Annotated in this window: 8 protein-coding genes; 3 read left to right on the top strand and 5 right to left on the bottom strand. The window is 61.1% G+C overall.

All coding sequences use genetic code 11. The annotated features are described in order from the left end of the window. Positions 1–202 precede the first annotated feature (202 nt). Positions 203–1522, top strand: a complete 1320-nt coding sequence (locus tag ACW9H9_RS14630) for a putative porin (RefSeq protein ID WP_457343921.1) — start codon at positions 203–205, stop codon at positions 1520–1522. A 60-nt stretch (positions 1523–1582) separates the two neighbouring features. Here ACW9H9_RS14630 and ACW9H9_RS14625 read toward each other — a convergent pair whose 3' ends face one another. The 5 genes from ACW9H9_RS14625 to aceK form a co-directional block, all read right to left on the bottom strand. Next, positions 1583–1819 carry an anti-sigma factor family protein gene (locus ACW9H9_RS14625; protein ID WP_457343920.1) on the bottom strand — a complete coding sequence of 79 codons (237 nt, stop codon included), beginning with the start codon at positions 1817–1819 and terminating at the stop codon, positions 1583–1585. Beyond that, positions 1813–2427 (bottom strand): RNA polymerase sigma factor, encoded by a 615-nt coding sequence (locus ACW9H9_RS14620; protein ID WP_457343919.1) that lies wholly within the window; start codon positions 2425–2427, stop codon positions 1813–1815. Before ACW9H9_RS14620 ends, ACW9H9_RS14625 begins: the two co-directional genes overlap by 7 nt. 153 nt (positions 2428–2580) lie before the next feature. Next, positions 2581–3702 carry a beta-ketoacyl-ACP synthase III gene (locus ACW9H9_RS14615; RefSeq protein ID WP_457343918.1) on the bottom strand — a complete coding sequence of 374 codons (1122 nt, stop codon included), beginning with the start codon at positions 3700–3702 and terminating at the stop codon, positions 2581–2583. Positions 3703–3929: 227 nt separating this feature from the next. Then, positions 3930–7841: an ATP-dependent RNA helicase HrpA gene (gene hrpA / locus ACW9H9_RS14610; RefSeq protein ID WP_457343917.1), complete on the bottom strand. Its 3912-nt coding sequence runs from the start codon at positions 7839–7841 to the stop codon at positions 3930–3932. 121 nt (positions 7842–7962) lie between these two features. Then, the gene (aceK, locus tag ACW9H9_RS14605) at positions 7963–9678 is read right to left on the bottom strand and encodes a bifunctional isocitrate dehydrogenase kinase/phosphatase (protein WP_457343916.1); all 1716 of its coding nucleotides are present in this window, start codon (positions 9676–9678) and stop codon (positions 7963–7965) included. 407 nt (positions 9679–10085) lie between these two features. On the opposite strand from aceK, the gene ACW9H9_RS14600 reads away from it, so the two are divergent. Together ACW9H9_RS14600 and ACW9H9_RS14595 are read left to right on the top strand one after the other, a co-directional pair. Beyond that, the gene (locus tag ACW9H9_RS14600) at positions 10086–11711 is read left to right on the top strand and encodes a methyl-accepting chemotaxis protein (RefSeq protein ID WP_457343915.1); all 1626 of its coding nucleotides are present in this window, start codon (positions 10086–10088) and stop codon (positions 11709–11711) included. 428 nt (positions 11712–12139) lie between these two features. Continuing rightward, entirely contained in the window at positions 12140–12313 is a 174-nt protein-coding gene (locus tag ACW9H9_RS14595; RefSeq protein ID WP_457343914.1) for a hypothetical protein, read from the top strand. Positions 12314–12389: the final 76 nt, after the last annotated feature.

Below are 12389 nucleotides of genomic sequence, written 5' to 3'. Positions count from 1 at the left end.
GCACACAAATGTGTCGATAGTTCCTTCATGAAGATTTTGTCATCTAGATGAAATCACTTAGCCACCACCTCGTAATAAACGCTGGTGATACTGACGCCTGTTTTTAGAGCGCCTGGTTATACCCGGCGGCTATTTTTCCGTCCGTCAACGGTCGGTTGTGTCCTGGATGGTTTGCCATCCCTCCTCACTTTCGGAGATTGATATGCGTCTTGCTTCCACTAAAACTGCGGCAGTCCTGTGCGGCGGCCTGTTGCTGGCCCTGAGCGTACCGGCCAGCGCTGCAGTCGACGCTAAATTGCTCGACATGCTCAAGGCCAACGGTCAGATCACCGCGGCGCAGTACACCGAACTGCAAACCGAATTGGCCAAGGACCAGAAGGAAAAGCAGATCGCACAGCAAGCTCAACAAGAGACCAACGAGCAGATCGCTGCCACCGCTAAAAAAACCAACGAACTGAGCAGCTTCGACCAGAAGCTGGCCTGGGCGGCCAAGACGCAGTTCAAGGGTGACGTGCGCGTACGTCAGGAAACCGTGAAGATTCAGGGCGAATCCAACAACGGTGGCCGCGACAAAGATCGCCAGCGCATCCGTGCCCGCCTGGGTGCCTACACCGAGATCAACTCCCAAGTGGACACCGGCATCCGGATCGCCACCGGCGGCGGGGACGACGCCCGTTCCACCAACCAGGACCTGGACAACTACTTCGACAAGAAGCAGATCTGGCTGGACCTGGGCTACATCGACTACCACCCGGACGCCATCAAGAACCTGCACGTGATCGGCGGCAAGATGCTCCAGCCGTGGGTCAACATGGGCGATGTGATCTGGGACAGCGACATCAACCCGGAAGGCCTGGCACTGACCTACAAATACCCGTTGGGTAGCAGCGCCGAGTTGTTCGGCAGCATTGGTAACTACAGCCTCAAGGACAACGTCGACGGCGACGGCGTGCAGTTCCGTCACGACCTGCGCCTGACATCCGGCCAGTTGGGCACGCGTTTCTCGGTCACCGACAACCTGAAAATGACCCTGGGCGGCAGCATCTACGCCTACCAGAACGACAAGGACAGCCGCTGCACCGGCACCAGCACCCCGTGCGCCCTGGCCGTCAACGGCAACTCCACCAACGAGTTCCGCCTGTACGAGGGCTTTGCCCAGGCCGAAATCGGCGGGCTGGCCGTGCCCCTGGCGTTCTACGGTCAGTACGTGAAGAACAACGACACCACCACCGATCAGGACACCGCCTGGTTGCTGGGTGCCAAATCGAAAGTCTTCGGGTTCAACCTGGACTACAACTACCGCGATATCCAGCGTAACGCTGTAGTAGGCGCCTTCACCGACTCGGACTTCGCCAACGGCACCACCGGTTCGCGCGGCCACAAGTTCAAAGTCAGCTACGACATCGACAAGAACTTTGCCTTGGGCGCCACGTACTTCCTGACCAAGGCTGACTTCTCCAGCCGTACCCAGCGTAATGCCAACACCAACACGCTTCAGCTGGACGCCGAAGCGAAGTTCTAAGGGGACCGCTGCACGTTTCAGGCTGCACGCTTCAAGGGCTTGCAGCTTGAGGCGTGCGGCTTAAACCTCGCCCTTGCCTCGGGCGGTCGCCATTCGCTCGGCCAACGCATCGACGTCTTTCACCGGGTCCTCCGGCATGATTTTCAAGGTGGCCTGCAACAACCGCATCTGGCGAATGAAACGCCGGCAGTTGGGACAGAACATCAAGTGATGACGCACAATCAGGCGCTCGCGAAAGGTCAATTGCCCATCGAGATAATCACTGGACCGCGCCACTTGCTCCTTACAGGTCAGCATTCGCCGGTTTCCTCAAAATGCTCCACGGTGGCAAAGACTTTAAGCCGCGCTCTATGCAGCAGCACACGGACATTGGAGAGCGTGAGGGTCAAAAGATTACAAATCTCCTCCAACTCCAGCCCCTGACGTTCGCGCAGCAGCAACACACTGCTCTGCAATTCGGACAAGCTCAACAGGGTGTGCTCCAGGCATTTACGCAATTCATCCTCGGTCAACAGCGCCTCGGGCGTGTCCTGGTGCCAGGCGAACGGCGCGACGGCCCAATGGCCGTCATCCGGCACAAAGCGGTCATCGCCAATGGTGCCGTGGGGGGATGGCAGGTCATCGAGCAGCACTTCGCGGCGATTTTGTTTGTAACGGCCTTTTGCAGAGTTGGCGGTGATCGTCAGCAACCAGGTCTTGAGGCTGGAGCGCCCCTCAAAGCGAGACAGGTTGCGGACCACCGACAGCCAGGCGTCCTGAACCACTTCATCGGCATGCCGCTGGCCGACGATGGCATACGCCACAGCGCGCATTGCGCTTTGATAAGTGGTGACCAGTTCCTTGTAAGCCTTCTGCTCGCCCTTGAGCAGTCGTTCAAGCAGATGCGCGTCGTCCGCTACCGCCATGGATAAACCTCGTGATGACTGGCAAGCACTCGCCGTAGAAGCGAGCTCTCTCGCGATGACCGACACAATAACGCAAAAAACCTGAACCACGCCTACCGCTCTCAGGTTCCTTGCGAGATTGCTGTTAGCAGGCCTGCGCCCGCCACGCGAAGCTTAGCGCTTGCGCAGAATGACGCTGCCAATCGAATACCCGGCGCCAAACGAACTCAGCAACGCGACGCTGCCTGGGGGCAAGTCATCCTGGTAGGTGTGAAAGGCAATCACCGAGCCTGCCGAGCTAGTGTTGGCGTAGGTGTCGAGGATCACCGGCGCCTCTTCTACCGACGCTTCGCGGCCCAGCAGCTTCTTGACGATGAGATGGTTCATGCTGAGGTTGGCCTGGTGCAGCCAGAAACGCTTCACGTCGGTCACGCTCAGTTGGTTTTGCGCCAGGTGCTTGCCGATCAATTCGGCGACCATCGGGCAGACATCACGAAAGACTTTGCGGCCTTCTTGCACGAACAGTTTGTCTGGCGCGCCCACGCCCTCTTCCGCCGTGCGGTTGAGAAAGCCAAAGTTGTTGCGAATGTTGTTGGAGAACTGTGTCAACAGCTTGGTGCTGACCACATCGAACTGGTGCTGGGAGGTGGCCAGGTCGGCGCGTTCCAGGATCACGGCGGTGGCGGCATCGCCAAAGATGAAGTGGCTGTCGCGATCACGGAAGTTCAGGTGGCCGGTGCAGATCTCCGGGTTGACCATCAGGATCGCCCGCGCCTGGCCCAGCTGGATGCTGTTGGCGGCGTTCTGGATCCCAAAGGTCGCCGACGAACAGGCCACGTTCATGTCAAAACCAAAGCCTTCGATCCCCAGCGCAGCCTGCACTTCGATGGCGATGGCCGGGTACGCCCGCTGCAGGTTGGAACAGGCCACGATCACGCCGTCGATGTCGGCGGCGGTCTTGCCGGCGCGCTGCAAGGCCTGCTTGGCCGCTTCCACGGCCATGAAACACAGGATCGACCACTCGTCGTTGGAACGCTCCGGCAGGCGCGGTTTCATGCGTGCGGGGTCCAGAATGCCGTCCTTGTCCATCACGAAGCGGCTCTTGATACCCGAGGCCTTTTCGATGAAGGCGGCGCTGGACTCGGTCAGGGCCTGGACATCACCACGCTCGATGGCCTGGGCATTGTCGGCGTTGAACTGTTGCACGTAGGTATTGAAAGACTGCACCAGCTCTTCGTTGGAGATGCTGTTGGCCGGGGTGTACAGGCCTGTGCCGCTGATGACGACGTTATGCACGGTCGTTCCTCTAAATCTGTTCAGACAGAAGGTATTGGTAATGTCGTACCAAACCGCAAGTGGTTTTATGCCCTGAATCCGACACAAAACCGGAAACGCTTTATTCCATCGCACCGGGGCACCACCATCACGCCCCGGCAAGCCCGGTATTTATAGCGGCGAAGTTTGCCATAAAGCCCGGGATTTGGCGCCATTGACGGCATAACCCACGCGGGCGGGCCTTAACGTCAGGCCTCGACCTGGCTCCACTGCTTACTCAGGCGCTTGTCGGAAATCGGCACCTGGGTGCCCAACTGCTGGCCAAACAGCGACACCCGGTATTCCTCCAGCCACCAGCGGTACAGCTCCAACTGGGGGTCGTGCTTGCCTTCCTGAGCATGCTTGTTCAGCCGAGTCTGGTACTGGGCCCAAAGGCCGCCCAACTCGGTGCTCCAGACCCGGTCCTTCTGCACCTGGCCCGGCAGTTTTTCCAGGCGCAGTTCGATCGCCTTGAGGAAACGCGGCAGCTCTTTAAACCACGCCGCCGGGGTTTCCCGGACAAACCCCGGGTACACCAGGTTGCCCAGTTGCTGCTTGATGTCGTTGAGGGCCACCGCCTGCGCCAGGTCGATCTTGCCCTTGAACCGTTTTTGCAAGCCGTGCCACAGCTTGAGAATGTCCAGGGTCAAACGCGCCAGCCGCTCGGCATGCTCGGTCCAACTGCCGCGCTTGCGCTCGGCCAGCGCCGCCAGCCCGGCACCGTCGCGGGGCAGCGTGGCTTCGCCGTCCAGCACGCAGCTGTCGAGGCTGGCCAGCAGCATGTCTTCGACCAACGCATCGATACGCCCCAGCTCACGGTACATCAGCCCAAGCTCTGTAAGACCTGGCAACTTGCCGCGCAGGAATTTGGCCGGCTCGGCCAATTGCTGCATCAGCAAGCGTTGCAACGCCCGGCGATGCTGGAACTCGGCTTCGGCCGCCGTCGAGAAACGCCCTTCCTTGACCGTGCCGTTTTCCTCCACCAACGCCGGATACACCGTCATCGACAACCCGGCGATCTTCTGTTGCGTCGTTTCGGCCACCGCGGCAAACGCCTTGGCCTCCACCGGCTGCTGGCTTTTCGCGGTCTGCGGCACCGCCAGCGCGGCCTGGCTGGCCTCGGCAAACCGTGCGGTCAGCTCGGCCAGATCGCGGCCTTCGCCCAGGAACTTGCCCTGGCCGTCGACCACTTCCAGGTTCATCTTCAGGTGGTTTTCCACCTGCTGCGCCGCCTCGCTCCAGGCCTCGTCGCTGACCCGCGCGCCGGTCATGCGCAGCAGCTCGCGGCCCAGCGCCTGGGGCAGCGAGCCTTCGGCGAAATCGATACGCGCCAGCGCCGCCTTGACGAAGTCCGGCACCGGCACAAAATTCTTGCGCAAGGCCTTGGGCAAGTTGCGCACCAGCGCGATGCACTTGGCTTCCAGCAGCCCGGGCACCAGCCATTCCAGGCGCTCGGCGGGCAGCGCTGGCAGCAACGGCGCCGGCACGCGCAGGGTCACGCCGTCGCGGGGGTGGTTGGGCTCAAAGTGGTAACTCAAGGCCAGCGCCAGGTCGCCCAGGCGCAAGGTGTCGGGATAATGCGCGGCGGTGACTTCACTGGCTTCACGGGCCAGCACGTCTTCCTCGCGCATGATCAGCAGTTGCGGGTCTTTCTGGCTATGGGTCTTGTACCAGCTGTCAAACGTCGCCGTCTGGTGGATCTCGGCGGGCAGGCGGGCATCGTAGAAGGCATACAGGGTTTCTTCATCGGCCAGAATGTCGCGCCGACGCGCCTTGGCTTCCAGCTCGTCGAGCTGTTCGAGCAGCGTTTGATTGGCCGCCAGGCACTTGGCCCGCGACTGGATCTCGCCACGCACCAAGCCTTCGCGAATAAACAACTCGCGAGACACCACCGGCTCGATCGGCCCGAAATGCACCGGCCGGCGACCCACCACAATCAAGCCAAACAGGGTGATCTGCTCAAATGCCACGACTTGGCCGCGCTTTTTCTCCCAGTGCGGCTCGAAGTGGTTTTTCTTGATCAAGTGCCCGGCCAACGGCTCGATCCAGTCGGCGTCGATCTTGGCCACCATGCGCGCATAGAGCTTGGTGGTTTCCACCAGTTCGGCAGTCATCAGCCATTGCGGGCGCTTCTTGCCGATGCCCGACAAGGGGTGAATCCAGAAACGCCGCTGGCGGGCGCCCAGGTAATCGCCGTCTTCGGTCTTCTGGCCGATCTGGCTGAGCAGACCCGAAAGCACCGCCTTGTGCAGCTTGGGATAGTCCGCCGGCTCTTTATTGAGGCTCAGTTGCAGATCGCGGCAGATCAGGCTCAGTTGGCGATGGGAGTCACGCCACTCGCGCAGCCGCAGGTAATTGAGGAAGTTTTTGCGGCACCAATTGCGCAACGGGCTGGCGCTGAGTGCCTGGCGCTGTTCTTCAAAGCCGCGCCACAGGTTGACCAGCCCGGCGAAGTCCGAGTCCACGTCTTTCCACTGCGCGTGCGCCTGGTCAGCGGCTTGCTGGCGCTCCGGCGGCCGCTCGCGCGGGTCCTGGATCGACATGGCGCTGGCCACAATCAACACTTCCTGCAAACTGCCCAGCTTGGCCGCTTCGAGCAACATGCGGCCCATGCGCGGGTCCACCGGCAACCGCGCCAGTTGGCGGCCCAGCGGGGTGAGCTGGCTGTTGCGGTCCACCGCAGACAGCTCTTGCAACAGGTTGAAACCGTCACTGATGGCTTTGCCGTCCGGCGGCTCGATGAACGGGAAGTCGGTGATCTCGCCCAAGCGCAGGTGCAGCATCAGCAGGATGACGGCGGCGAGGTTGGTGCGCAGAATCTCGGGGTCGGTAAATTCCGGGCGCCCGATAAAGTCTTCTTCGCTGTACAGCCGCACGCAAATGCCCGGCTCCACCCGGCCGCAGCGGCCTTTACGCTGGTTGGCGCTGGCCTGGGAAATGGCCTCGATGGGCAGCCGCTGGACCTTGGCGCGGTAGCTGTAGCGGCTGATGCGCGCGGTGCCGCTGTCGATCACATAACGAATGCCCGGCACGGTCAGCGAGGTTTCTGCCACGTTGGTCGCCAGCACCACGCGCCGGCCCGGGTGGGACTGGAAAATCCGCTGCTGTTCGGCCGGTGACAGGCGTGCGTACAGCGGCAATATTTCCGTGTGCTTGAGCTGGGCCTTGCGCAGCATCTCGGCGGCGTCGCCGATCTCGCGCTCGCCGGGCAAAAACACCAGCACATCGCCGGGGCTGCGCCGTTCGCTGCGCTCGTAGGCGGCAATTTCGTCCAGGGTAGCGAGGATCGCCTGGTCGACGGTCAAGTCATCCTCGACCCGGTTGCCCTCCTCGTCCTGCTCAAGGGTGAGCGGGCGATACCAGGTTTCTACCGGGAAGGTACGGCCCGACACTTCGACAATCGGCGCATCGTCGAAATGCTTGGAAAAACGCTCCAGGTCGATGGTGGCCGAGGTGATGATGACTTTCAGATCCGGACGACGCGGCAGCAGGGTTTTCAGGTAGCCCAGCAAAAAGTCGATGTTCAGGCTGCGCTCGTGGGCTTCGTCGACGATGATCGTGTCGTAGCGTTCCAGGTAGCGGTCGTTCTGGGTTTCTGCCAGCAGGATGCCGTCGGTCATCAACTTGATCAGGGTGTTGGAATCGCTCTGGTCTTCAAAGCGCACCTGATACCCCACCAGCGAGCCCAGCGGCGTGGCCAGTTCTTCTGCTACTCGGCTGGCCACGCTGCGCGCGGCGATTCGGCGCGGCTGGGTGTGGCCGATCATCCCGAATTGCCCGCGACCGATTTCCAGGCAGATCTTGGGCAACTGGGTGGTTTTACCCGAGCCGGTTTCACCGGCAATGATCAGCACCTGATGTTTTTGCAGCGCGTCCTTGATCTCGTCACGCTTGGCGGCGATGGGCAAGCTGTCGTCATAACGAATGCTCGGCACGCTGTCGCGGCGCGCCGTCACCTGGGCACAGGAGGCCTGCATCCGCGTGACCCACTGCGCCAGTTTGTCCTCGTCAGGCTTCTTGCGCAGCTCAAGCAACTGGCGCCGCAAACGGTGACGTTCGGCGAGAGCGGCGTGATCGAGGTTTTTCAGCAGTTGGTCAAATGCAGGTGCTTGGTCAGTCATCAGGTGCGTGCAAGTTGGCTATGTTATGCGGGGGCGGGGATTGTGGCAGAAAAACAGCGGGGAGCGGCAAGCTTCACACTTCAAGCGGCCCGGCGTTCGCTGGCCACTTGAGGCGTGCAGCCTACAGCGGCCCCCGTCTTCTATACGGAAAGACGTCGATGATTTTGCCGGCCCGAATGGCTTCCTGCAGCCCTTTCCAATAGTCGGCGTTGTAAAGCTCGCCATGCAGTTCATCGAACAGGCGGCGCTGGGCTGCGTCGGCGAACAGGAACGGGGGGAACTCTTCGGGGAATACGTCCTGGGGAGCGATGGAGTACCAGGGCTCGCTGGCCATTTCGTCCTCGGGGGTACGCGGGGGCGGAATATGCCGGAAGTTGGCTTCGGTCAGAAAGCAGATTTCATCGTAGTCGTAGAACACCACGCGGCCGTGGCGGGTCACGCCGAAGTTTTTCAAGAGCATGTCGCCAGGGAAGATATTGGCCGCCGCCAGTTGCTTGATGGCCAGGCCATAGTCTTCCAGGGCCTCGCGCACCTGGGCGTCGCTGGCGCTTTCCAGGTACAGGTTGAGCGGGGTCATGCGCCGCTCGGTCCAGCAGTGGCGGATCAGCACGCTGTCGCCCTCGACCTCGACCGTACCGGCGGCCACCTCCAACAGCTCGGCGAGGCATTGCGGTTCGAATTTGCTCAGGGGGAAGCGGAAGTCGGCAAACTCCTGGGTGTCGGCCATGCGCCCGACCCGGTCGACACTTTTCACCAGCCGGTACTTTTCGATCACCGTGGCGCGGTTGACGTTTTTGGACGGTGAAAAGCGGTCCTTGATGATCTTGAACACCGTGTTGAAGCCCGGCAGGGTAAACACGCTCATGACCATGCCGCGCACACCGGGGGCCATGATGAAGCGGTCGTCGGTGCTCGCCAGGTGGTTGATCAGCGCCCGGTAGAACTCGGACTTGCCGTGCTTGTAAAAACCGATGGAGGTGTACAACTCGGCAATGTGCTTGCCGGGCAGGATGCGCTTGAGAAAACCGACGAACTCGGCTGGCACCGGCACGTCCACCATGAAGTAGGACCGGGTGAAGGAAAAGATGATCGACACCTCGGCTTCGTCGGTAATCAGGGCATCGATCTGGATCCCACGCCCTTCGCGGTGCAGCAGCGGGATCACCAGCGGCCATTGTTCGTCGTGGGTGTACAGGCGCCCGACCAGGTAGGCGCCTTTGTTGCGGTAGAGCACCGACGAAAACAGCTCGACGGTCAGGTCCGGGTCTTTGCACACCCAGTCCGGCAGGTTTTCCCGCAGTTGCGCCTCCAGGCGCCGCAGGTCGCCCGGCAGGTCGGCGTAGGCTTCGCTGAAGCAGTAGTCGGCAAACACCTGCTCAAGCATGACCGCCAACTGGCCGTCCGGCTTATAGGTACGGGTTTGCGCGGCCCGGGGCTGGCGGGAGCTTGGCCGAGTGGTGTGGATGAACATGCAGGTGTCGCTGATCAGGTCGTGGCTGAACAACCCGCAAAACGTCGAGTTGTACCAGGTTTCGGACAACTCATCGTCAAACCGCCGGTCGATCAGGCCGATGTAGGCACTTTTCACCTGGAGCCACAGGGCGATGTCGAGCAGCACGGCCGTGTCAAAAGCGGCCCGCAAACGCGCAGTCACTTCAGCCACTTTGTCTTCATACAGGTTGATGCGCGCCGCCGACGCTGCCTGCCCCTGCTGCCACAAGGCTTTCTCGAACCGCTCGCGAGCGCCGTCGGTGATCTGGCGAAAGTGTTCGCGGTAGTCATCGAACCCTTCAAGGATCAGGCGGGCAATGTCGAGCGCTGGCGTGGGCTGCGGCATAAAAACCTCTACGGGCAGTGGGGGGTGAGATGAGCTTAGTCAGTGTCCAGAGGCAGGAAAAGGGTCATTTCGGGCACTGCAGCGCAGCAGATCGTCATTTTGTACATTTTTTTATGATTTCTTTAACCCGACCAGCCGGTCAAAAACGCCTCGCCACGTCCGGCACTCTTCACTGCGCATGTTTATCGGCAAGCCTTGCGGGGCGTGGCCTCGCGTCGATCCTGGGCCGCTCCAGGCTGCGCCTCACCTGACGCAAGGCGCACCGCGCCCGCAGGCGCAAGTGTGCGCCTAAGGGAAACCCTGATTACCAGACTGGTAGCACTTTGCTATATAGCGCGCCCACTCCCAGCCTAACAAGGTCAAAAGACCGATCCGGGAACAGTTCTAATCGCCCAAGGAGCATTGAGATGTCATTGAGGAACATGCGGATCGGTTTGCGCGCCAGTTTGAGCTTTGCCGTGTTGGCCATTCTGTTGGTGGTGGTTGGCCTGTTTGGCCTGGGGCAGATGGCCAAACTGCGTGAAAGTGCGGTCGTCATCGAAGACTCGTGGATGCCCAGTATCGAGAGCGCCCACGACATCGCAGCCAACATCGCCAGCATCCGCCTGGCCGGCCTGCGGTTGGTGAGCACGGACGAGTCCCGGGTACGCGACGACAGCAAAATCCTCATCGGCAAACAGCGCGCCGAACTGAACGACCTGTTCAAGCAGCACGAGTCACTGCTGGCAGACGATCAGGAGAGTGACCTGCTCAAGCAGGTGCAAGCGGGCGCAGCCACCTATATGGCCATCGTCGACCAAATGGTGCGCCTGGTGGACCTGGACCAACAGCAAGACGCCCTGGACATGCTCAACAACAAACTGGCGCCGCAGGGCACGCTGCTTAACCAGAGCCTGGAGCGGTTGATCGAATTCAATCAACACGGCATTCAGGCCGCCGCCGAATCGGCCGCCCAGATGTACGCCGATGCGCAATGGATCGTCGGCTTGATCATTGTCATCGCGCTGATCGCCACGCTGGCGCTGGCCTGGTTGCTGACCCGCAGCATCACCGCCCCGCTCGCCCAGGCACTTGAGGCGGCCCGCACCATTGCGTCCGGCGACCTGAGCCAGCCGATCACCGTGAGCGGCAAGGATGAACCGGCGCAACTGCTCACCGCCTTGGCCACCATGCAGAGCAACCTGCAGGACACGATCCGTAGCATTGGCGAGTCGTCGCAACAACTGGCGTCTGCCGCCGAAGAGATGAGCTCGGTGATGGAGCAAAGCACCCGGGGCCTGCAAGCGCAGAACGATGAAATCGAACAGGCCGCCACGGCGGTGACGCAAATGAGCACAGCCGTGGATGAGGTGGCGGGCAACGCGGTCTCGAGCGCCGAAGCCTCCAAGGCCTCGGATGAAGACAGCAAGCACGGCCACCATCAGATCAGCCAAACCATCGACTCGATCCAGAACCTGGTGGATGAAGTGCTCGGTGCCTCGACCAAGGCCGAGGGCCTCGCGGTGCAAGCGCAAGACATCAGCAAAGTGCTGGAAGTGATTCGCGGGATCGCCGGGCAAACCAACCTGCTGGCGCTCAACGCCGCGATTGAAGCGGCGCGTGCGGGTGAGGCCGGTCGCGGTTTTGCCGTGGTGGCGGACGAAGTGCGCTCACTGGCGCAACGCACCCAAGACTCTACCGAAGAAATCGAGCAGATGATCAACGGTATCCAGCAAGGCACCCAAGACACTGTCGGCGCCCTGAACAGCAGCGCTGAACACGCCGGCCAAACCCTGCAACGGGCCAACAGCGCGGGCAATGCCCTGGAAAAAATCACCGCGGCCATCACCCAGATCAGCCAGCGCAACCTGGTCATCGCCAGCGCCGCCGAGCAACAGGCACTGGTGGCGCGGGAAGTGGACCGCAGCCTGGTGAACATTCGCGACCTGTCGACACAGACCGCCGCAGGCGCCACCCAGACATCGGCAGCCAGCCAGGAACTGTCACGGCTGGCGGTGGACCTCAACGGGTTGGTGACGCGTTTTGTGCTGTGACTACGCGGGGGCGATCACTGCGCTGACATGTACAGCAACGGCTTTGCCAAAAGGCCACTAAGGACATTCATGGGGGGTGTGCCTAGCCTTGAGCAAAACCCACGTGCTCCCCTACGGGTGCCCTTGCCCCATGATGACCCATGCCAAAAAAACATGATTTCTTGCGCTACCAGCTCTATTGAAGGCCAGCCGGGGTAAAGCCCACCCGCTGAAAAGCCGGATTGGCGCCTTGACGATGATTGCAGTGGAGCACTACGCCAGAATCATTGGCAGCCGATGGATAGAAATTCAGGAGCCCGCAGCGGGTGCAATCCCCGTTTATCGCGACCTGGGCTTTTCGTTCGACGCGTGTGGCAGACTGGTGGTCGAACTGGATCGTACATAGTACCGCCAGACACGTTCAAACCAGATTCACTCAGGAGGTTTACATGGGATCACTCATCGACAAGCCCGCGGCCCGCAAAGCCCCCTCCAAGACCCGTGAAGCTTTGCTGCCCAACTCGCCTACCGCCAACCAACAACGCTTTCTCAAGGCGGCCCTGGCGGGTAGCAGTGAAGAACCAAGCCTCTTGGCAGGCCGCTCCGAGAAACAACAGGCCTAAAAAAACCGCTCATCCGAGCGGTTTTTTTTGGTTCTTCACGGATTACCGGGAAAGTCATTCTTGATCTTCATGAAAA

Source organism: Pseudomonas sp. SDO5215_S409, assembly GCF_054071325.1.
This window is presented reverse-complemented; position numbering and strand designations above follow the sequence as displayed.